The sequence below is a fragment of the Pseudoalteromonas luteoviolacea NCIMB 1944 genome (genome assembly GCF_001625565.1).
GTDB lineage: Bacteria > Pseudomonadota > Gammaproteobacteria > Enterobacterales > Alteromonadaceae > Pseudoalteromonas > Pseudoalteromonas luteoviolacea_F.
The window spans coordinates 305,931-327,720 of record NZ_AUXS01000016.1 but is presented as its reverse complement, the minus strand read 5'-3'; the positions used below and the strand labels follow the sequence as shown (position 1 = coordinate 327,720).

The following is a 21,790-nucleotide window of genomic DNA, read 5'->3' as shown; positions in this document are numbered from 1 at the left end:
CTTTTTGAGGATATTTTATACAATTCGGTTTGCCAAGTTGGACTATGGTCGAATAATTTATTCAAAAAGGGGACGTAGGGGGGGGGGGGAGTTGGCTGCGATTAAAATTTTATTTTGAGGTAGCAAACTCGCCTCGCGTTTTTTGTATGGATAATTTCGATTTGATTGTAAGCATGTCATACCTTTAATGGGCAAACATGCCCACTTTAGAGCGTGATCGCTAACAACTAGGCATCGAATGTCGACATAAAATTCGTGTACACCTCAAATGTTTAAGGGTATTAAATGGCTGAGGACATTTCCTAGACATAGCCCAGTGTAACCTTGCTGTATCTCATTATAGAAGGGGTTAACAATGCAGCTTGTTTCAGACAACATGTCCCATGAAAAAGACATTTTATTGAGTGTAATAGTACCTGTTTATAACGAAGAAGAGGTGCTGCCAATTTTTCATCATCGTCTGAACCAGGTATTGAGTGCGATACCTAACGAACGGTTTGAAATTATCTATGTCAATGACGGAAGTTCTGATGATAGTTGGAGTGTCATGCTGTCTCTCACGTCATTTTGCGCAGATGTCGAATGTATTAATTTAAGCCGCAATTTTGGCAAAGAGGCGGCCATGACGGCTGGTATCGATCATTGCAAAGGCCAAACAGTTACCTTGCTTGATGCTGATCTTCAAGATCCACCGGAGCTCATTCCAAAGATGCTTGCTAAATGGCAACAAGGCTTTGACGTGGTAAATATGAAACGGACTGAGAGAGAAGGAGAAAGCAGGTTTAAAAAATACTCCGCTGATATTTATTATAAGTTGCTTGACCATTTAGCGGATGTACCAGTGCAAAGAAATGTGGGAGATTTTCGTTTAATTAGTCGCCGTGTGATAGAGAAAATTAAACAGCTCACTGAAAAGAACAGATACATTAAGGGGATATTGTCGTGGCCAGGTTATAAACAAACTACGATTGAATTCTCGCGGCCTCGCAGAGAAGCAGGTACAACCAAGTGGTCATTTACTCAGCTTGTGGGGCTTGCGCTATCTGGGATCACTGCATTTAGTGTAAAGCCTTTGCGGCTATCAGTCTGGGCTGGCGTTTTAATTTCTGCGTCTGCATTTGTCTATGCGTTTTGGGTTTTCATTAAAACCGTATGGTTGGGAGAGGCCGTGCAAGGCTACCCATCATTGATGCTTGTTCAATTATTTTTAGGTGGTGTACAGCTCATCGCTATTGGCGTATGCGGTGAATATATCGGGCGTATTTTCACCGAAGTCAAAGGGCGGCCCAGTTATATTGTGATGGATGTTGAGAGCAAAGTTCAAGTCGTAAAGGGGCAGCAAAAGCATGCTTAAACCAAGTACCAAACACCTTGTCCATTCGGCAACAATCGTCAAAGTCATAAGTCTAGTATTGCTCTCACTATTTTTATTGCGATTAGCTTCGCTAGGTATGTACCCTCTGTTTGATACCACCGAGGCGAGGTATGGTGAAATTGCGCGGATCATGTTGGAGACACGAAACTGGGTTACGCCGCAATTCGATTACAATGTGCCCTTTTGGGGTAAACCCCCGTTTCATACTTGGCTTAGCGCTGCTAGTTTTTCACTGTTTGGCGTTAGTGAGTTTTTTGCTCGGTTACCGCACTTGCTGGTGGGCATGTTAACAGCACTTGTGGTTTTTCGTTTTGTGGCTCTATTGGTTGATACACACAAAGCGGTTGTATCGGTATTTGTTTTGGCATCTACATTAGGCTTTATTTTGGCTATTGGCATGGTGATGACCGACAGCTCTTTGCTACTGGCCTACACATTGGCCATGACAAGTTTTTGGTTAAATTATCAAGGTTATCGTTCAAAACTACATGGTCACCTGTTTTTTACTGCATTGGCCTTAGGTATGTTAGTGAAAGGGCCGGTTGCTGTTGCGCTTGTGGTTATCGCTTTAATAATGTGGAGTGTGTGGAAAAAGCAATTTGTGAAAGCATTTTGTTCACTACCTTGGAAAACGGGTTTTCCCTTATTTTGGCTGCTCGTCGTTCCGTGGTATGCATGGGCGGAAATAAGAACCCCAGGGTTTCTTGAGTACTTTATTATAGGTGAGCATATTCAGCGTTTTTTAGTATCTGGATGGGCGGGAGACTTGTATGGTAGCGCGCACGATAGACCACGAGGCAGCATATGGATTTACTGGATACTGTGTGCATTTCCTTGGTCGTTTTTTGTCATAAAATCACTTTTGTCTAAAATGACAAAAGGCAGCTTCTCATCTGAACATGAGTCGCAGATTAAGCCTTATTTAGTCGCATGGATATTTGCGCCACTGGTGCTGTTTACTTTTGCAGGAAATATTCTTCCAATCTATGTTATGCCGGGGTTTGGAGCCATGGCTGTATTTGTGACCATCACAAATCAACTCTCCAAACGCTTGGTCTTAGCAGGGTGTTTAACACTCTGTATATTGAGTATAACAACTGTATTGTTGATATCTGGAAAAGTAACTTTGCCAACACAGCAAAAGTTGCTAGTTGCAAACGGCACATCAATTCAAGAGGGAGAGTTATATTATTGGTACAAGCGGCCGTTTAGCGCACAATTTTACTCTCAAGGAAAAGCTAAGTTACTAAAAAATATTAAACTACTAGAGTCGAAGCTGGATGAACAAGCACCTTTCTTTTTGGTAATAAATACAGTCCAGCTTAACGGCGTAGCCAATATATTGAAAAATAACTGTAAGGTTGTTGAAGTCGTTAACAAACATATACTGTATCAATGTAATTAGGAGCCCGATGTGCAAGTACTCTTGGTAGAAGATTCCAAAAATATTGCAGAAGTGATTTTTGACTACTTTGAAGGTTCTGAGGTTGCATTAGATCATGCCGCAACAGGTATCTTGGGCTTGGAGTTAGCAAAGTCCAATCATTATGACTGCATTGTATTAGATTTAATGTTACCAGGTATGAATGGTTTAGATATTTGCAAATCACTCAGAGAATTAGGTATTAACACACCGGTTATCATGTTGACTGCAAGAGATACTGATGAGGATATGTTACAAGGGTTTCATCATGGTGCTGATGACTACCTCGTGAAACCTTTCAATATAGAATTGCTCGAAGCGAGAATTCTTAGCCTAGCGCGCAGATATTCAGGAACAGGCTTTAAAACAGAGTTAGTACAAGGCTCGTTAAAACTGAATATTTCAACCCATCAAGTATGGCGAGACGGAGATGAAATTAAACTTTCTCCTATCAGCTTTAAAATCTTAAAACTATTAGTTGAACGCAGCCCTAATGTTGTCACCAGAGAAGAAATGGAGTTTCAGCTTTGGGGGGAGGACTTGCCAGAACAAGATGTGTTGCGAAAGCATATATACCAACTTCGTAAAAAAATAGACAATCCCTATAACAAAGATCTGATCGAAACTATCCCTAAAATAGGCTACAAGCTCAACAAATGAAACTCGATAATTCAACTTCTGGCATTTTGATCCGTACTTACTTGTTTGGCGCAATCCTACTTGTCATTTTTTATGCGGTGATCTTTTATTTTGGTACGTCTTTGACAGAAGATAACAATAGTATGAAGCGGCTCGCTATCGTTGGCGAACACTACATTATTAAGTACAAAGATGCGGAGCCTAAGTCAATTAAAATAAATCCTCTGTTAACTGTATATACGGATTATTCAGTTTTACCTGAGTCACTTCAAAAAAACATAACCAAGGATTGGTTTGGTAGTTCGACGTTTCATATTGAGCACTTGGATGTAGAGTTCAATGTGCTGGGCAAAGTAATTCGCCATGGTGAAGGTCAGCGTGTTATGTATGCGGTTGAGGATATTGACGCAATAGAGTTAGAAGACGAAGAAGTCATTATTCTGACCGCAACTGTATTTGGCGGCGGTGTGGTACTGCTAATTTTGGCTTCGGCCTATGTTATTAACAGTGCGCGGCGAATTAGCAAACCTGTCACCGAACTTGCCAAAAAACTTAAAGATGATGAAGATTTTGAACCGATCAAAGTAGATGGCAAGCTGTCAGATGAAATGCTACAAATGGAGGAGGCGATGAATACATATCGCGCTAAGGTTGCACACGCATTTGATAGAGAAAAGTCATTCACCCGTTATGCCAGCCATGAACTTCGTACGCCAATGATGGTAATAAAAGGCAGTGCCAGCATACTGAAAAAATCAACCGATGAAAAAGTACTTAAACAGGTTGGCTTGCTTCGTGAATCGATAGAAGAAATGGAGTCTTTGGTCCAAACCTTTCTGTTTCTAGCTCGTGATCAAGTAGAGTCTGATAAGGTTTTGATAGACAACAAATTACTAGAAGGAATGAGTGATAAGTTCAATTCGCTGAAAGACAGCAATAATGTTGATCTTAATATTACGCTACTGGAACCATTTGAGCTAAATGCATGTCATCAATTGTTTTCTGCTGCACTTGGAAACTTAATTAAAAATGCGCTCAATTGTACCGTAGGTGGAACAGTGAATATCTTTGTTTCGAAAAGAGAAATTAAAGTGATTGATAATGGAGTTGGGCTGAGCTCAAAGCCTAGAAATGACGAGGGCTTTGGTGTTGGTTTAAAAATAGTGAATGACATCTGTAATAAATATCAATGGCAATTCTCCTTGACCAATAATGTCAACAAAGGGTGTACTGCGAGCGTTAAGTTTCGAGAAGCAAACAGCTGCTAAAAAGTTTAGGACATTTTATAGACGTCACCAATGATACTGTAACTTTCAGCAAATAGAGGTTAAATATTCTAGTAGGTTAGAAAGTGCAGTTTATTCGTTTTTGTTTAGTAGGTGGGGTCGTTTTTATCATAGACTTCGCTTTATTTAATTGGCTAGTTCAATATATTCAGAACCCTTATTTCGCTAGGTGGGTAAGCTTTTGTGTTGCAATTTATTGCAATTGGATAGGCAACACTTACTTTACGTTTATTGCTAAAAATCAGGCCGCCACGGATAGGCTTCATAAATTTTGCCAGTTTTTAATAATGAGCCATAGTACAGGTCTATTTAACCTAGCAGTATACTCTGCCGCTGTTTATTTTGGGTTATCGCTTAAACTTAGCTTTACTTTTGGTGTGACGGCATCACTACTTTTAAACTTTGTCTTTTCTAAGAGAATCATAGCGGGCCGGAAATTATAAAGTTAAAGTTGCAATAGCATGTTAAAAACCGCTTTATTTTAAGTGGTTATGGCTGTTACATAATCTGGCAATTAAGGTCAGTAGGACGTTTTTATCTACTTTGATATGTGGTGATATTGTGCTGAAAAAGGAAATAGTACATTGGCGGAATTTAAGTAATTTAAAAGCTGAGTCTTTTTAACAAGGCTCAGCTACAGAGGTAATAGACCTCTAGTTATTTGTGCAGACTAGATCGCTTAAATAATTGTAACAGCTCTTAATACACAGTATTGATTGTCTAGTTTAGGCACAGTCGCATCGGCATATACACGAATTTGGCGGTTATTAATAAATGCTAATTCAGCTAAACGAATTAAGTTTTGGTCGCTATCTCTTACCGCTACATGCTTGTTGTGGCAACCACCTGAAGTCCATACAAGTTCACCAGAAAAAGTTAATTGCGTCATTGATCTCCATGCTGGGAAAATACTTTCTTCCTTTGAATAACTACTGATTGACTCAATTAGTGAACCTTTTGCAGTGTATGTGTTATTGGCTGTCGCATTAGCAAATGTAGATGCGGTAGCAAGCAAAGCAACAAGTGAAAGAGCGCTTAGTTTTCTCATTGGAGATATCCTTATATAAAAATTATATTGTTTAATATATTTAATCTGATAAGTGGGTGTTAATTTTTGTTATGAAGGATTATATTTCATTGTCTTGATTGGTGTAACCACTATTAAGTATTGTTTTTTAGGATTTTCATGGGTTTTGGAGATGGTTATATTGACTAGTGTTGTATCCAGTTTTATTGAGCGGAAGGGGAGAGCAAGTTTATATAAATTTAAAACCCAGGTATATCAGGTGAAAAAAGCGCTGTCGAAAGGGTTAAGCATAGTTTGGCTAAAGGTATTTAGACCCTTTAACCATCAATAAGTAGGGCAAAGTTTGCGCTTGGATATGAGCAAATGAAGGAGCAACTCAATGCTCTTTTTGATTGCAAAAAGAGAATTGGATAGCCCCTTTTCTGTGGCTGCTATTACTGGTGTAGCAATATTGTTGCAGGCACGCTTGTGGTTGGGTAAGTTGTTTTACGATTCAGAGTATCTGAGTCTTTGCCAAACCAGTGCGTGTGTAAGTCGACAATGCCGCTTGCCCCGGCTCGCGCAACAGCATTGAGTTCAACACCGACCTTGAAAATCCCAATTGGAATTCCCAATTTGAAAGTGGCACTGTCGTCAAGTGCGTCAGCTATCCGATAGCGGATCCGAATGGTTTGCAGGCACTTTTTCTCGCTAGCATCGAGATCTTTGTCGGCGGCTATCGCAGCGCTCGAACGGTCAATAAGTTGGCTGCGCGCATTTTTGCAAAGCTTCGGCTCGATATTGTTATCCCAGGTAATTGGCGCGCTTGAGCCTTCACCGACTGCAAAAGTGCTTTCTAACAAGAGTACAGGAGCCGGTAACTTGCTTTGTGTGATCCATTGCCCCGCTGTAATTGCGGTCATTAAATCGGTTGTCGATACATGTAGCAGATCAGCAAGTGTATTAAGCAGCTTGTCGCTACCGGGCTCATTGGCGATGATTTTTTCTAGGTTTGCTACTGTAATGGAATAGCCATAAGTCAACCCAGTGCCTTTTTCCAATGTGACTTCTTCAGCTTTTAACACTGGCTGCCAAGTAAATTGTGCCGATTGATAACCTAAGGTATTAACCAAGACCTTATCTTTGGTTGTTTCAGCCTTTTTACCGGAGACTTTTTTCACCGGATCTAAACCTGCTAGAGAGATTTTTAGCGCTGCCTCTCCTGTGATGGCAGCTTGAGAATAGGTGATACTGCTATCTTGAGTAAAAATGCGCTCACAGATCTGCTCTTCGTTATCTGTTGGTGCGATTTCAAATTGTTGTAAGCGGTAGCTGGTCCATTTTTTCTCGCCATTGACACTAACTCCCGCAGTAGTGGCAAGTGACAGCGCTGGCGTGGCTTTGCCGGTGAGTGCCATTTTGGCACCAGCACCAGCACCAGCACTAGCAGCATGGCCCCACAGGTTGACGAAACTTAGGCGATTGCGTCTGAGCGCGTAGTCAGGTGCTGGTGGAGGAGACTTATCGGATTTGTTCTGGAAATAAGCGACGACTTTTTGGTGGTGAATAACCTCTGTGAGCAACTCATTAAGCTTTGATGGGTCCACAGAAAGGGCTTGTTTTACCCAAGTAATGGCATTTTTCCAATCGTTCAAGCTGGCAAAGCCACTAAGCCCTTTGCTGGGCAACAATAAGTTGAAGCCTTGCTGTTCGAAATATTGCAGCGCAGTCATTTTCACTTCGCGCTTTTCAGTTTTATTAAATCGGCGCACAATCCAATTCTTTTCCTGCTGGGTTGCGATTTGCTGAGCCAAGTCATCTAATGTGGTGATTATCTCTTGTTTGTCGCCACGGTCATTAATGGCTTGAATGTGCAGGAGCCATGCACTGGCATCGGACAAACTCAGTAGCAGTTGTTCAAACGGAATATTGCCGCCAGTTATGGCCTTTTGAATGGTTTGCCAGAAGCTCAAATCTTTAAACAATGGACCTATGGTTTTGCTCTCACGGTCAAAGAATTGTTTGATCCTAGATTTACTGCCTGTTTTGCTGCCATAGTCGACCAAATCAAAGAAAATCTCCTCAAGAGACGGATCTCTCACGCTGTTATACCAAGAGGGGTAGGGGTCTCTTAGCATCATTAATTCGCCGTGATACTTGGCATTTGCTTCAGCCCCAATACTGGCTGATGCTTCAAGGCCTATCTGTTCTAAGGCCATGGTGCCATAAGTACCAAATTGCTGTTGTGCCTGTTGCTTTTGAGTCTCTTTTTCTTCTTTACTGGTCATCATGTTACTCGATTGACCCGAAGTGTCGATTGAAGTGGACGCTTTGAGACCAATAGAAGCACCGATACCTAACTCCATTTCCCATAGCTCGCCTTTTGCGGTCATCAAACAGATGGGGTGGACATCGCGCACGCAGGGTTGGCGAGTGAGAGCGACCAGCACCTCGCTGGCACCCGATGCTTTTACACTAACTTTGGCATCCGCTGTGGCAAATCCGGGTAGCACTGCTTTTCCAATATCTACCCCGAAATCAATACCCACACCGACACCTTTGGCGCCGTAGCCATGAGAAGCCTGACCTACAAAGTCCAGTCCGGTAACGACGAAGGTGTCCAGCATTTGTTGCTGGGTTATCTGAGTCGGCTTTTCGATATTGTTTGCTTTGCCGTATCGGATCAAAAGTTGTTCGCCTAGCAACTGCCCCGACGAGGCGCCTTTGGCGATTTGCCTAACGGCAGAGATGGGACTTGCGGATGAGTTGTCACTCGGACTTGCCCTGCCTTGAAGAGGGTTGTTCGACATCGGTTCGCTCCTTTATTGGTTGGCTCTATAGTCACAGAGCATGAGCTTACACACTTGCCTAACTGCATACACAGGGAGAACTCTGAGGATTGAAGGGAAAAAACGCAAGCTAGTGTGAGTCGAATATTGCAGGGGAGGTTCATGCCCGCTTTACGCGCAATTCAAATCCACAGCAAGTTATAGGGATACTAAGAAAAGGCAATTAAATTGCTTCGGTAACAGTTTAAACCACCAGTCGTGATGAGTTGTCAGTGGTTGCACTACTATCGAATTGTACATAGTACATATATTAGAAACACCTACTTAACTTAAACGTAATTTACTTACCTTTCTGATACCTTTTATGCCGTGTTTAAGAATAATTAAATCCATAACAAAAACCATAAAAGGAAACGTAAAATGCACAAGGCAATTAATAAGGCGGCTGATCATAATGTAAGTGATGAGCATGAAACGATTTATGCCCTTATCAAGCGGCAATCACAACAGGCCCCAAACAGTATCGCAATCATCGATGGGACTGAAGAAATTTCCTATGTACAGCTTATGTCTGCGGCTTGGACAATCGCAGCTGCCATTGAAGCCCAGAGCATTCCGCAGGCCTCTCTCATTGCCGTGTGTATGTCGAGAAAGTGGCAATTAATTGCTGCGATGATTGGCATACACAAGGCGGGTTGTGCATACATCCCGCTTGATCCAAGTTATCCAAAAAGCCGTGTAGAGTATATGTTGTCTCACTCCAAAGCACAGGCTGCCATTGTCGATAACAGTGACACCGCTGCACTTTGTACACACGTGAAAACCTGCATTAGTCTGGATTCGCTCGATCTATCCCAGCAAAGTGTTGAACCTAATTATTGTCCAAAATACGATGATTTGGCCTACGTTATTTACACCTCGGGTTCTACAGGAAACCCAAAGGGAGTTGCGATTGAACATCAAAACCTTGTGGCTATGAGCCACGCGTTAAGTAACTTGTTTGGGCCGCAGGAATTAGCAGGAGTATTGGCTGCGGCATCAGTGTGTTTTGATACATCTGTGATGGAGACTCTGGGTACTTTGTCTTTGGGTGGCACCGTTATTCTTGCACAAAATGCACTCGCACTGACATCACTCCCTCGTGCAAATAAAGTCAAAGCCTGCGTTATGGTCCCCTCATCCATGCAGGCAATACTCAATAGTGGGCCGCTACCAGAAAATATCGAATGTGTGGTATTTGGAGGAGAAGCGCTCAAATCCGCGCTGGTTGACAAAGTGCACAGTCTCAGTCCAAGGCCACGGGTTGTCAATGCGTACGGTCCCACTGAAGACACCATATTTTCAACGTTAAAAGACATAGCCGTGGGCGCAAAAACAATCCCAATTGGTCGACCCGTTGGAAGCTCTGTTGCTTACATCTTAGATGATACGCTTCAGCCCGTCAGTAAGGGGATGGCAGGGGAGTTGTGTCTTGGTGGTAATAAGTTGGCACGAGGGTATTTGAATGATGATGAGCAAACACGAACTCGCTTTGTTGAAGTACAAGTCGACGAACACCTGCCTAAACAAAGACTCTACAAAACAGGTGATTTATGCCGCTGGAACGATGACGGTGACATTGAGTTTTTAGGGAGAATAGATCAACAGGTAAAGATCCGTGGGTTCAGAATTGAGCTTGGTGAAATAGAATCCAAGATTGAGTCACTCCCATTTATTCGCGCTGCGGCTGTGAGTGCTGTAGAGAGTGATTCAGGGCAAAAATCACTTGTCGCATATTTAGTAGAGCAACAAGATGCGCCTAGCCACGAGAATTTAAAGTCGTTGCTTTTAGAGCAATTACCAAGTTACATGGTGCCACAACTTTATATGTCTTTGGACGCACTGCCACTGTTACCCAATGACAAATTAGATCGCAGTAAGCTGCCCGATTTGGCTCAAGTGAGGCATGCTAGTCAAACTCACCAGTTAGCTCAAAGTTCACCTGCAAATCATGGGCAATTTTCCAAGACGGTTTCACTTATTCAACAGGCGGTTGCGGCATTACTGGGTGTGGCTGATCTAACCTTGATCAATCAGGATCACAGCTTTGATAGTTTAGGGGTTGATTCGTTAAGTTTGATGGAGCTTGCAAGCAGAATAAACAGCGCGCTTGGTTCATCTTTAACCCCTGCCATCATTTTAACTTTTCCAACACCCGCATTACTTGCAAATCATTTGTTGGCGGGACGTTCACAAGCGCAGTTGAATGTAAATGAGGCTACACGCGATGTTGAAACATTGAGCCAGTTTCAAACCTTATTGCAATCCAGCCATCCGACATTTGGCTGTGCGAGTGTACAGGCCTGGAGTATTGACGATAAAAGCGTGTTAGTTGAGGCAATATTGAGCATGGTCAACCGTTTACGCCGTAACCCTTATGGTAAAGTGTTGCACACAGGCAGCGCGTCTAGAGGTCTTATTGGTGACAGTTACAATGACGAGCAGCGAGAGTCCATAATTTGGTCGACTAACTTGTATTTTGGGTTTAATCGCGACCCGCAGGTTATCGCACAAGCCTCTGATGCACTGCAAACTTATGGCACCGGGATGGGGATATCGGCAGCTGCCACAGGCATGACAGGTCAACATGTCGAGTTCGAAAAAGAGTTTGCCAAACTCGTTGGCAAAGACAGTGCCTGCCTTTTCCCAACAGGGTATACAGCGAATCTGGGGGCAATTTCAGGGATCCTCGGAGCAAATGACGTAGTTGTGATAGATCAACTTTGTCATGCCTCTATTGTTGACGGTGCTAGGTTGAGTGGCGCAACTATCCGCACGTTTAAGCACAATGACAAAGACGACCTTGCAAGCGTTTTAGAACAGGAACAATCTCCATATCGCACCACCTTAGTCGTATTAGAAAGTGTATACAGTATGGGAGAGGGCATTGCACCTGTTGCAGAAATAGTAAAAACGGCAAAGCAACATGGTGCACTTGTTCTGGTCGATGAAGCTCACTCATTTGGTTTCTACGGCGAACGAGGTGCTGGCGTTTGTGCACAGCAGGGGGTTAGCGATCAGGTCGATTTTATTATGACCACTTTAAGCAAGGCGATGGGGAGTATTGGGGGAGTTATCGCAGCCAGTGAAAAGCACGTAAACCTGCTTAAGTCAGCGTCGAGAGCTTATATCTTTCAAGCATCAATTAGTCCCGCGGATATCGCCGCTGCGCTTGCGTCTCTGCGCATTTTACAAAGTGACGATGCGATGAGAGCGCAGCTTTGGGATCGTACTCGTTATATGCGTAATAAATTCAAGCAAGCAGGCTTTGATCTTGGCACTGGAGATGGGCCAATAGTGACGCCTCATTTTGGAGACAAAGACAAGTTATATGCCATTGTTCAAAGTTTGTATCAACGAGGTGTGCAAACCTTAGCGGTTACCTATCCCATTGTTGAAAAAGGGCGTGGGCGTTTGCGGTTTATTTGTTCGGCATCTCATACCTATGAAGATATTGATTATACAGTTAACGCACTCATCGAAGCAGAACAGGAAGTCAATGCGCATTTTTCTGCGCTTGCAAAAAGTAGCAGCAATACAGAATTAGAGGAACTTGTAACAGCAGCACCTAATTTAAATCGCTGGCTAGATGGATTTGTTTATTATCTTAAGGCTTACCTAAGAAGCACTGAAAACCAGCTGCCTGAGTTGACTGTTACTATATGCCTTAACTCAAATGACCCCACTGCTACCTTGGTGATAAAAAATAAGGAAGTGCATATTTTGTACAATCAAAAGAGCGATTTAGCATATTGTGAGTTGCATATCACAAGCCTAGAGGCACTACAGGCGCTAGTCACTGGTGATGTACAGGGGTTGCTTGAAGCTGTGTGCCAAAGTGGCTGCACTTTGAAAGGGCAGACCGAAGCGTTTGTATGGTTTATGGCAAGGTTTATTGAGCAAAGTAGCCATCGCGTAACTACACATCAAAATAGCGAAGTAGCAGAGCTTGTTTAGTTAATTACCGATGTGATAAATGGGTCAAGTGGTGCTCGATAATACTACCGTCAATTTAAAAGGACTATTGCGCAACTATCTTGGCCCATGTTTACACGCTGTAGGTCGTATCAGCCCAGTCAACGACATAGACTAATTAATGTTGTTGATTAGATTTATCGCGTGCCGTTAAGGCGGTATCTCAACATAAACTATGTTAATTAAAGATAGTCGCTCCCATTCAAAAAATAGTTTAAAAGTTGGGCAAAGTAATGCATTAAAAATTATTTATTATTGCGGTGGTAAATTGGCATTTTGCGATTTTTCGTGGCAAATTGTTAGCCAACATTTATTGCGTTGATTACATCGGCGCGGGTTATAAAAGAAGAGGTCGTAGTGAAAGTTAGTTTGATATTGTCGTTAATTTTGATTTTATGCTCATGCGCTAGTTCAAGCGATAAGCAACAGCAAGCGATTGGAGATGGCTATGTTATTTTGTCTTTTGATATTAATGAGCAGGGCCAAACTGAAAATATTGAGGTCGTAGAATCTAGCCACGAGGGATTTTTTGACAATGAAGCAATAAACTCCCTAAAAAAGTGGAAGTACAGGCCTAAATTGGTAAATGGCGTACCAACTAAAAAAGAAAATCAAAAAGTTCAGCTCGAATTTAAAATAAAAAAAGATTAAAAGTTTAAATTCAGAAGTTTATTCAGGCCGGAGGGAAGCCAGAGTATCGCACCTACCGGCTTTGGCTTGTCTAATTTAACCTATGAAACACAAGGGCCGCACCATAAATATGAAGGCAGTTTTTGCTGGTTTTAAGTGAACATCAAAAAATAGGAGGTGATAATTAACCTCTATTAAATAACTCTGGTTCAGTCACCGTAACTAAATAGCACGTCAAAAATCGGGGTTAAAGTCATTGCTTCACAACACATTTAACAATGAGTATGTATTGTGAAGCAAGTCATCTGCTCTTAAGCTATTTTCTTGATTAATTTATTATTCACTTTCTTTGCTTTTTGTGTCACTGGAATCGGTCAATTTTTCGTGGTTTCTGTCTTTTTTGACATTTTTTGACACCAGTGAAGAGTTGTATTTGTTTTGTATTGTGCTTTTATTTTTCATGGGCGCAGGATCATTTGATTGCTCAGTTGAATACCAATGCTCAAGAACACTGTACGCGTCCCAAGAATCAAGATCTTCTTTCATTTGAAAATCAAACTGATTACTACCTATTAACGCACCGTCAGTTGGTAAGGTGTTTGAAAGCCGATTAAAGTGAACATTGGTAAAGTACTCCCAAATATGATCAGGGATGTCTTTTTGTGTAAACCTAATTTCTGGCTTAGGTACCGTTTTCTTCTTAGAGAGGATTAGTTTAACTAAATCACTGTCCAGTTTGTATGAGTAGTTGTAGTGTATATCTTCTCTATTGGTCTCATCATGGGTTGGTTTTGAAACGAGTACACCAGTTTCATCAAAGTCTATTGTGAAAGCTGCTTTTTCAGACTTAAGTTCATTATTAACAGTATTGAGCCAATCAATTTGAGAATCTTTAAGGTTATTTTGTAATTCGGTATTGCTGTTTTTGAGTTGCTCGACTTCCGCCATTAATTTCGAGAGCTGGTCATTTTCTTTTTTTCTCTCTTGTTTGAGGTTTTCGTGTAATTTTACCTCTTCATCCCAGCCTGACTTATTGGCCTTTGCATCATCGGCTGCTTGTGAGTATTCATTTTTCAAATCATTATACGCATTGATACTGGGCCTCTCTTTAAGCTCCACTTGTATATTGTTAAAGGCCTCTTGAGTCGGTCGAGAATCTCGCTCTGCAGTTAACTTATCGAACGCTTCTTGTGTTGGCCGGGACTCTAACTCTTTTACCTCATCTTTCAATTGCTTAATTGTTTTTTCGTGCGCTTCAATATCTGCATCATAAGCTTTTTTATCTGCTTTATGGCTGGCTCTAAGGGTATCAAGCTCATCTTTCGATATTGGTTGTTCACCTTCGAGTTTGATCTGCAGTTCTTTAAATTTAAAGTTAAGCTCTTTGGTAAATTTAAAGATATACATGTCCAAATAAGGCCAAACAAAGACATAAAATCCGGTTATCAATAACGGAAGTACCAGTCGATACCATTCAAATTTAGTATAGTAACTGGTTATATTTGCTTGTTGTACATCCCAAGGAACATTGGAAAATACCAGCAATACCATATCTATATTCACGACAGCCCATGTAAATATGAAAGTACCTAAAAAAGGGCTAGATAACCGCTTGGCAAGCGTTATGGTTAGGAAGTCTCGAAACTCTTGAAACATTTAAATATTTCCTTTTACAAACTCATTGGTGCGACCTTGAATTGCTTCAATGCGATCTTGTCTTTCTATTTCTGCCGGAGTTGGTGGATATTCAGTATGCCACTTTACGAGCAATGGCAACATGTCCTTATGTGGTAAGTCATAGTAGTGGATCATGTATAGCAAACTGCGTGCAACTTGACCTTTAATTTCGTCTCTTGGCTCGACAATTGCCTTCTTACCCAATGTGCGCTCAAAGTCGCAGCTATCGTTTTTAAAATAAGGATTATTTTCTGGGATCGTACCAAAGGGGAGGCTTTGTCGGCTTGTTTTATAGCGTTTATCTGCGGGCCATAGATTATGTAAGTCTGATGTCGCTTCACGGTATTTATCGTGTTTACAACTTTTGCGTGATGTGCACTTTAACGACTCGGCAATCCAAGCGGCAGGATATATGTGCTCAAGTGTTACCTTTTCACCTGCTTTTTTGGGTTTACCACAATAGAATGTTTCATAATCCTGATTGTACAATTTTATCCAGAAAACTTTGTCGCGCACTTTTTTATACTCAGATTCATCAGCAAAAGTCGGGGAGATCATTACCAGCCCTGCTAATAAAAAAAAGATATGTTTCATCAATTAATCCTTATATTCTGAACCTGTTACGCAGTGCAAGACCTATTAAAAACACCAGCGCAACAGATGCAAGAGATTGTACCCCAGCTACAACAAACACCATGTGAGGGACGTCCACAACTAGTTTACCGTCAATCAAGGTGCCGTAAAGTGCTTGAGATGACTCTGTACGTGCATCTTTTGAACTCGGTATTATGGAGAACATTTGAGAAAAAGAAAATATGAGTGCATCAAAGGAAATTTCTTTGTTATTGGATGCTGTTGCATATATTGGGGCGCATACTAACCAGAGTAAAATGAGTGAGACTATGGGTCGCAAAACACTACGCCCATAATCGCCAAGCTTTTGAAACAGAAACTCAGTGAAAAGTTGGTGCCAAGGCGTTTCAATCCAGCGGCTACATTTCATTTCCTCAATATGTAGGTCTAAAGCAAGCTTATGATGTTTGTTACTTTCAGCCAATTCCTTAAGTCGTCTTAGTCGATCTATATCTTGCCTATCAGCCGCAGTAGTTTGGGCTAACCAAGGGAATTTTTTCGCCATTATTCTTGAGAGTTTTATCGCTTTTTTAGTGCTTGAGAACCTAAGTTGGGAACCAAGCCAAATCCGCCGTAACCCGATGAGAGTTTTTACAAATAACTTTCCTTTATTGCGCATTTTGGGTTTAACAGAGAAGTGGCTCAAGCTTAGCTGGTGGGAAAGTTTTGTATTGGTAAAGTCAGGAATGCAGTGGAACTCATTGCCATCCATGTCAACAGGGCCTTCAAAAGTCGTAAATTTGAAAGATAAGCCACTAATTTTATTTACTTTTACAAGGTTAGAAAATTCTAGCCGTCCTAGAATTTTGGCTGATGCCAGGCTTACATCGCCCTTCCCAAATTGTACATTGGAAAAGCCAATAGTACCCTCCCCAAATTGTGTACCGTAAAAGCTGACATCGCCTTGTTCAAACTGTACGCCATCAAAGTAAACATCACCCGTACCAAATTGTGTTCCGTAAAAATTAACAAACCCTTGGCCAAATTGTGCACCTTCAAAGCTAACATTGCCCTCACCAAATTGCGCACAGTAAAAGTAAACATTGCCCCTACCAAACAGGGTGTTGTAAAAGTAAGCATCACCCTCACCAAATTGTGTAGAGTAAAAGTTAACGTCGCCCTCACCAAATTGTGCAAACTCAAAGCTAACAATACCTTTACTAAATTGTGCTCGAGAAAAGTCTATTTCGCCTTGACCAAATTGAGCATTGTAAAAATAAGCACTACCAATGCCGAATAGCGCACCTTCAAAGCTAATATCACCCTCACCGAATTGTGCACTGGAAAAGTCAACGTCACCCTCTCCAAATCGCGCTCGATCAAAGTAAACATCACCTTTGCCAAACTGTGCACGGGAAAAGTTAACATGACCTTTTGGGAACATGTAACGCTCAAACGAAACCTTGTCATACTGCCTAAAATCAGCATCTACAAAGCTGATATCAGCAACAGGATTGTCTGCTACCCACTGATTCCAGATATCGACACCTTCTAGCCAAAGGTTTATCGCTGCTTGACCCTCGAGTATTGTCTTTTTGTTGTCATCTCTTGCCATGGGGTTTATTGCTCCTTGGTGCTTGTGGGGGTTAAATTTACGTTTCTTTTTCAATCATATCAATGGGGTCAGAGTCGTTGATTTGTTGACATAGCTCATTTACTGGCATGAGATTTAGAGCCTTGCAAAGCAGAATAAAGCTGGCATAAGTGAGAGCGGTATTTTGCAGATGAGAATCGCGTTGAACGAGTATGCCTATATTGGTAACTTACTAAAATTAATGAGAAAAGTGCACTTGATCATTAATGCCTTTTAAATATCATAAATTAGGGATTTATAAAATTACATAGATACACCAAATAGTTTTAAGGAGAAATAGATGAATCCTGCAATTAAAGGGTTAGGGGAAACGGTACTCAGAGTACGTGATCTAGATAAGATGAAAGGCTTTTATTCTAACATTATTGGCCTTGAGCTAATCAAAGAATTACCAAAAGTCGCTTTTTTTAAAATCGCAGAAGGGTACGGGGGACATACGCAAGTATTAGGCTTATTTGCGCAAGAGCTGCCCACCGCATTCGCTAAGGATAACATCAGTTCAATTGAGCCTGCATGCTCAAGCTTACATCACTTCGCATTGGAAATATCATCAGATGACTATTTGGCAGAGAAATCTCGGTTAGAAAAGGCGGGATGTGAAGTGATCACCGCACAGCATAACTGGTGTCATTGGAAGTCTCTTTATGTAAAAGATCCAGAGCAAAATGTCTTAGAGTTAGTGTGTAACGATAGCGCAGCTTTGTAAAAGCGCCGTTTTGCGAATGACGACTTACCCTAAACTAAGCGTTACTCTTTGGGTGTATAAAACCCGGTTAATATATGGCAGTGAACTCGACACAAAAGGGTGGAGCAATTATTAAGTTGAAGAGTCAACAGCCCTTTAAAATTGCTCACTTGAGCATTTGAGGGCAGTTAAATATAGCTGGCAAATGAGCACCAGCCATATTTTTAAGTCAGATTGCCGATTAGTAACACTCTATTGAAACTGAGTTCCAAGGGTTTGGGCTTCCATCAACATATTTATTGCATATACCTTTTGCGAATAGGCTCTCTAGGTGATAGCCAAAACTGGTAAATTCAACAATGTTGCCGAAGAAAGGAAACTTACCGTAAAAATGCAACTCGCGGAGCATATTATCCAAATTGTAATTGGTTTGTTCTGCTATAAAATTTTGATCTATTTCTTTTAAATTGATTACCCGAGAATCTGGGAAGCCAGGGATCACAACATGCAGGTATTCTTCGTCGTATGCGCCATCAAAAAACTTCACATATTGCATCATTTCTGTTGGAGACAGTTGGTTCATCGCGAGTTTAAAGTCAGTTACTTCAAGCTGCTGCTGAGAGAAATTACGATTGACATAAATTTTGCCAGGTAAAATATCATGCAGTGCGCGCATTACGCCTTGCTCATCGTCGGTAACACTTTGCGCAAGGGCATAGTTAGGAAACCTAGCGTTGGTAAAACGTTCGTAAGACTCAATGACCATACCCATAAAAAACGCTACAGTTTGCTGTCGAGCGATGATATGTGCCTGTTCTTCAGTCATTTGTCTAGACATAAGCAGCGTAGCTTTTTTACCCGCATAAAAACTCACTAGGTTTTGTGTAATTGAATAGACTGCGGCATTTGAAGAGTTTTTGGGGTTGCCACCTTGGTAAATTTTTGTGCCATTGGCATAGTCAAAAATGGTGCTTAAATCAAAACGTCCATTTTCTTCATTTTCTCGTGTTTGTGCATTCCATTGAAATAAGTCATGGGAAGCTAAGCCCATCACGCCTATATCCACCACGCGTACTGGTTTTTTTGCTAGTGCAGGTATAGAAAACAGCAACAACAAGAGTACAGAGAGTAATTTCATTTGGTTATTATCCTTTTAATAAAAATGAGAATTATTATATTTAACTTCTTTTTGTGAATCAATAGAGGGTTTTTGGTGAAATAAATGTGAATCAAAGGCTTTTGATACATAAAATACGTAGGTGAAATAAATAAAATTAGCGCCTGAGCTGTACGCTCAGATCAGCGCATTAGAATGGATTGGCAAGGAAAGCGTGGCAACTTGCTTGCAAAATGGCTACTTCCCATCGGGTTGATAGGAAGCTGGTTTATGAATGTTGTTGTTTATGAAGTGGGGTTAACTTTTGCCATATTTTTAATCCAATCGCTGATCACTTCAATTGAGGTTTGTTGGCCATTTAATAGCCTAAGTAATAAGCCGCCCATCACTAATGCATAGGCCTGTTCTGATTGCTCACTGCCAACTATGGTCGCAAGTTCATCCATAAAACGTGAGTCTGCTTTTTGCAGTAATTTATCGTCGGCGATATCCTGCGGATCGCGGTTTTTTATATATTCTAATAGCAGTACCATTTCGCCTTGAAATCGGCTGTCTAAGGTAGAGATGATTGCGTGTAATGCATCTGCTTTGGATGTGGGTATGCTTTGCTCATCTGCTGTGCCATATAAGCTGTGCTTTTGTGTGACTATTTCCGTACTTGCTTCAAACAAGTCTTTTTTACTCGGAAAGTAGTGATACAAAGCACTTTTAGAAACACCTAATGCCTCTGCAATGCCACGCATCCCTAAGCCGTTGTATCCGTGCTCTGTAAAGATATCTATGGCTTTTGTGGCCAGCTCAATCCGATATGCGTCTCGGTCAATAACTTTTGGCATCGTTTAGCTCATGATCTATCTAATAATTCTACTCAGCCCAGTATAACGCATAAATATATTATGGACCAAGTGGACTAAAAAGGTTGATCAAACTTTGCGCTTGTGATTATTATATAGTCCAAGTGGTCGATAAAAATATGCGGCTAATTTTGGCTTTTGTAAGTAGAGGTAAAAATGTCACAAGATAAACACATCATTAATGGGGCAAAGATTGACTGGCACTGTATGGGTAAGTTTAATTTTACGGCAGGGTTTAGTCCGACCAAGGCTGAAAGTGCAATCGCCAATTATGCTGCGTTTTTAGCGCCGGTCATTCTATATTTTGCGCTGTGGCGTACACTCGATTGGTCGGTGTTACAGTATGTCGTTGCCAGTTTTTTGGCATTGGATATGGTAGGAGGTGTGCTGACCAATTCTTTAGGATCGATGAAACGGTTTTTACATACAAATCAAACCCTAGAGCTGAACTTTTTAGGTAAGCTGGTAGGCAGTAAGTTTTTATTCCCAGCGATACATTTTCAGATTTTTGCAGTACCACTGTGTTTTGATGTCAGTTGGTCATACGCATTTTTCTGGTATGGATTGATGATGTTGTCAGTTGTGTTGATCCATTGTTTACCACAGTATATTCATCGGCCCGTTGCTCTGCTTATTGTTATGTTCTCGATTATGTTGAGTCAATTGGTTTTTGTCGGCCCGCCGGGGCTTGAATGGTTGGCGTCAATTTACATTATTAAGCTGGTTTTATCTCACGGTGTGCGCGAGGAACCCTACAGACCAAATGTAGAAGCCAGTTAGTAGTATTATGAGTGTTTAGCCTGCGTAGGGGTTGTGACGCAGGCTAAGCTAGCGGGCAGTGCGCAGTTAATAGCAAAACGCCATCAAAATATAGAAGGCAGGCTTATTTAAAGTATTTAGCAAAGTGCGTTAAAACAAAGTTTTTAAAAGCGATGATCCGTGCAGATTGATGTTTATCCTGTAGGTAGAGCAAATAAAACGGTGTTGGCTCTGGCTGCCAATTTTTAAATATTGGAACAAGGCGCCCTTGCTGAACTTCATCGGTGCAATACACATTTGGTACGCGAATTATGCCGTTGCCAAGTAGTGCGCCGTGGAGCATTACTCGACCATTTTTGCAGGCTAAATCAGCGTTTACACTGATATTTTGCCTCGCCCCAGATGATGAATTTACAAAGCTCCATTGGTTCATGCTGCCAGCTATACATTTGTGCCTGTCTAAGTTTTTAGGCTCTGTAGGGCGACCGTACTTTTCAATATAGTCTGGGCTGGCAAATGTGCCGACTTCAATATCTGTCAACTTTCGAGCGATCAGGGCTGAGTCGAATAGTTCTCCCATTCTAAACACAAAATCAAATTCGCCCGAGACCAAGTCAACCCTTTGACTACTGAAATCCAGTACAACGCTTATCTCTGGGTGTGCTTTCATAAAGTCTGACACCAAAGGGCCGATGATGTTTTCGCCGATATAGCCACCAACGCTATTAATTTTAAGTTTCCCCGATAGGCTAGAAGCCTGCTCTTTGGCGCGCTCAATGGCCGATTCAATGCCTAAAAATGACTGCTTGCATTTTTCATAGAAGATCTCACCTGCATCAGTGAGGTGTTGTGTTCGTGTTGTTCTAACCATCAAGCTCACACCCAAGTCAGACTCAAGTTGAGTCAACTGTTTGGAAACGTGGGACCGAGAACAGCGCAGTGTTTGTGCAGCATTGGTAAAACTGCCTGACTCGACCAACACTAAAAAGCTTTTTATATCTGAATAGCTCACGGCTTTATTCATATTACTTGGTCCATAAAGTGACTCTATTGGTAACTTATAGTAAACATTGATGTGAATTGATAAGTATATATCACCAATAGACGATTTTATACAATAGCGTTCGAAGTTGCTTGCAGCTTCATTTACTTGAAAAGTGCTATGTGAAACGAAAAAGGTAAGCTGAACACTCACGTCTGTTTCACCAATAAAGTAGGTCGAATAAGCAACTGTTCGGCGCATAACTGATATTGCAGCGCACTTATTCACAATAACAGAGCTTTGTAGGCAAGACTAACGCATTAAATA

At 41.4% G+C, this 21,790-nt stretch carries 17 protein-coding genes; 9 read left to right on the top strand and 8 right to left on the bottom strand.

The genetic code is table 11. The annotated features are described in order from the left end of the window. The first annotated feature begins 355 nt into the window (after window positions 1–355). The 5 genes from N483_RS06235 (at window position 356) to N483_RS27655 (ending at window position 5,166) form a co-directional block, all read left to right on the top strand. Window positions 356–1,354 carry a glycosyltransferase family 2 protein gene (locus N483_RS06235; protein WP_023401909.1) on the top strand — a complete coding sequence of 333 codons (999 nt, stop codon included), beginning with the start codon at window positions 356–358 and terminating at the stop codon, window positions 1,352–1,354. Next, window positions 1,347–2,780 carry an ArnT family glycosyltransferase gene (locus N483_RS06230; protein ID WP_023401910.1) on the top strand — a complete coding sequence of 478 codons (1,434 nt, stop codon included), beginning with the start codon at window positions 1,347–1,349 and terminating at the stop codon, window positions 2,778–2,780. Before N483_RS06235 ends, N483_RS06230 begins: the two co-directional genes overlap by 8 nt. A gap of 9 nt (window positions 2,781–2,789) precedes the next feature. After that, window positions 2,790–3,458 (top strand): response regulator transcription factor, encoded by a 669-nt coding sequence (locus tag N483_RS06225; RefSeq protein ID WP_023401911.1) that lies wholly within the window; start codon window positions 2,790–2,792, stop codon window positions 3,456–3,458. Beyond that, window positions 3,455–4,705: a sensor histidine kinase gene (locus N483_RS06220; RefSeq protein ID WP_023401912.1), complete on the top strand. Its 1,251-nt coding sequence runs from the start codon at window positions 3,455–3,457 to the stop codon at window positions 4,703–4,705. Before N483_RS06225 ends, N483_RS06220 begins: the two co-directional genes overlap by 4 nt. 83 nt (window positions 4,706–4,788) lie before the next feature. Beyond that, entirely contained in the window at window positions 4,789–5,166 is a 378-nt protein-coding gene (locus N483_RS27655) for a GtrA family protein (protein ID WP_023401913.1), read from the top strand. Between the two features lie 236 nt (window positions 5,167–5,402). Here the strand turns inward: N483_RS27655 and N483_RS06210 are convergent, their stop codons facing one another. After that, window positions 5,403–5,771, bottom strand: coding sequence for a hypothetical protein (locus N483_RS06210; protein WP_023401914.1), 369 nt, complete (start codon window positions 5,769–5,771; stop codon window positions 5,403–5,405). Window positions 5,772–6,184: 413 nt separating this feature from the next. Then, window positions 6,185–8,539, bottom strand: a complete 2,355-nt coding sequence (locus N483_RS06205; RefSeq protein ID WP_023401915.1) for a hypothetical protein — start codon at window positions 8,537–8,539, stop codon at window positions 6,185–6,187. A 399-nt stretch (window positions 8,540–8,938) separates the two neighbouring features. On the opposite strand from N483_RS06205, the gene N483_RS06200 reads away from it, so the two are divergent. Together N483_RS06200 and N483_RS06195 are read left to right on the top strand one after the other, a co-directional pair. After that, a complete protein-coding gene (locus N483_RS06200) occupies window positions 8,939–12,514 on the top strand; it encodes an amino acid adenylation domain-containing protein (RefSeq protein ID WP_023401916.1) in 3,576 nt (1,191 codons plus the stop codon). Window positions 12,515–12,889: 375 nt separating this feature from the next. Next, complete coding sequence (locus tag N483_RS06195) at window positions 12,890–13,183, top strand: energy transducer TonB (protein ID WP_023401917.1); 294 nt, start codon at window positions 12,890–12,892, stop codon at window positions 13,181–13,183. A 315-nt stretch (window positions 13,184–13,498) separates the two neighbouring features. Here the strand turns inward: N483_RS06195 and N483_RS06190 are convergent, their stop codons facing one another. From N483_RS06190 to N483_RS06180, 3 genes are read right to left on the bottom strand one after another with little or no spacing between them, the layout of a single operon-like run. Then, a complete protein-coding gene (locus tag N483_RS06190; protein WP_023401918.1) occupies window positions 13,499–14,818 on the bottom strand; it encodes a hypothetical protein in 1,320 nt (439 codons plus the stop codon). After that, a complete protein-coding gene (locus tag N483_RS06185) occupies window positions 14,819–15,433 on the bottom strand; it encodes an endonuclease (RefSeq protein WP_023401919.1) in 615 nt (204 codons plus the stop codon). A 10-nt stretch (window positions 15,434–15,443) separates the two neighbouring features. Continuing rightward, on the bottom strand, window positions 15,444–17,027 hold the full coding sequence (locus N483_RS06180) for a pentapeptide repeat-containing protein (RefSeq protein ID WP_023401920.1): 1,584 nt from the start codon (window positions 17,025–17,027) through the stop codon (window positions 15,444–15,446). Between the two features lie 319 nt (window positions 17,028–17,346). Here N483_RS06180 and N483_RS06175 point away from each other — a divergent pair, with 319 nt between their 5' ends. Continuing rightward, complete coding sequence (locus tag N483_RS06175) at window positions 17,347–17,772, top strand: VOC family protein (RefSeq protein ID WP_023401921.1); 426 nt, start codon at window positions 17,347–17,349, stop codon at window positions 17,770–17,772. A gap of 220 nt (window positions 17,773–17,992) precedes the next feature. On the opposite strand, the gene N483_RS06170 is transcribed toward N483_RS06175, so the two are convergent. Together N483_RS06170 and N483_RS06165 are read right to left on the bottom strand one after the other, a co-directional pair. After that, a complete protein-coding gene (locus tag N483_RS06170) occupies window positions 17,993–18,889 on the bottom strand; it encodes a hypothetical protein (protein ID WP_023401922.1) in 897 nt (298 codons plus the stop codon). Window positions 18,890–19,152: 263 nt separating this feature from the next. Beyond that, window positions 19,153–19,704 (bottom strand): TetR/AcrR family transcriptional regulator, encoded by a 552-nt coding sequence (locus N483_RS06165; protein WP_023401923.1) that lies wholly within the window; start codon window positions 19,702–19,704, stop codon window positions 19,153–19,155. A gap of 174 nt (window positions 19,705–19,878) precedes the next feature. Here N483_RS06165 and N483_RS06160 point away from each other — a divergent pair, with 174 nt between their 5' ends. Continuing rightward, a complete protein-coding gene (locus N483_RS06160; RefSeq protein ID WP_023401924.1) occupies window positions 19,879–20,502 on the top strand; it encodes a hypothetical protein in 624 nt (207 codons plus the stop codon). Window positions 20,503–20,605: 103 nt separating this feature from the next. On the opposite strand, the gene N483_RS06155 is transcribed toward N483_RS06160, so the two are convergent. Further along, on the bottom strand, window positions 20,606–21,724 hold the full coding sequence (locus N483_RS06155; RefSeq protein WP_023401925.1) for a LysR family transcriptional regulator: 1,119 nt from the start codon (window positions 21,722–21,724) through the stop codon (window positions 20,606–20,608). Between the last annotated feature and the right edge of the window lie 66 nt (window positions 21,725–21,790).

What these genes read in the sequence shown, in the direction of transcription:
- N483_RS06235 (WP_023401909.1), top strand. Translation starts at nt 356, where the DNA reads ATGCAGCTTGTTTCAGACAACATGTCCCATGAAAAAGACATTTTATTG.
- N483_RS06230 (WP_023401910.1), top strand. Translation starts at nt 1,347, where the DNA reads ATGCTTAAACCAAGTACCAAACACCTTGTCCATTCGGCAACAATCGTC.
- N483_RS06220 (WP_023401912.1), top strand. Translation starts at nt 3,455, where the DNA reads ATGAAACTCGATAATTCAACTTCTGGCATTTTGATCCGTACTTACTTG.
- N483_RS06210 (WP_023401914.1), bottom strand. Translation starts at nt 5,771, where the DNA reads ATGAGAAAACTAAGCGCTCTTTCACTTGTTGCTTTGCTTGCTACCGCA.
- N483_RS06205 (WP_023401915.1), bottom strand. Translation starts at nt 8,539, where the DNA reads ATGTCGAACAACCCTCTTCAAGGCAGGGCAAGTCCGAGTGACAACTCA.
- N483_RS06200 (WP_023401916.1), top strand. Translation starts at nt 8,939, where the DNA reads ATGCACAAGGCAATTAATAAGGCGGCTGATCATAATGTAAGTGATGAG.
- N483_RS06190 (WP_023401918.1), bottom strand. Translation starts at nt 14,818, where the DNA reads ATGTTTCAAGAGTTTCGAGACTTCCTAACCATAACGCTTGCCAAGCGG.
- N483_RS06185 (WP_023401919.1), bottom strand. Translation starts at nt 15,433, where the DNA reads ATGAAACATATCTTTTTTTTATTAGCAGGGCTGGTAATGATCTCCCCG.
- N483_RS06180 (WP_023401920.1), bottom strand. Translation starts at nt 17,027, where the DNA reads ATGGCAAGAGATGACAACAAAAAGACAATACTCGAGGGTCAAGCAGCG.
- N483_RS06175 (WP_023401921.1), top strand. Translation starts at nt 17,347, where the DNA reads ATGAATCCTGCAATTAAAGGGTTAGGGGAAACGGTACTCAGAGTACGT.
- N483_RS06170 (WP_023401922.1), bottom strand. Translation starts at nt 18,889, where the DNA reads ATGAAATTACTCTCTGTACTCTTGTTGTTGCTGTTTTCTATACCTGCA.
- N483_RS06165 (WP_023401923.1), bottom strand. Translation starts at nt 19,704, where the DNA reads ATGCCAAAAGTTATTGACCGAGACGCATATCGGATTGAGCTGGCCACA.
- N483_RS06160 (WP_023401924.1), top strand. Translation starts at nt 19,879, where the DNA reads ATGTCACAAGATAAACACATCATTAATGGGGCAAAGATTGACTGGCAC.
- N483_RS06155 (WP_023401925.1), bottom strand. Translation starts at nt 21,724, where the DNA reads ATGCGCCGAACAGTTGCTTATTCGACCTACTTTATTGGTGAAACAGAC.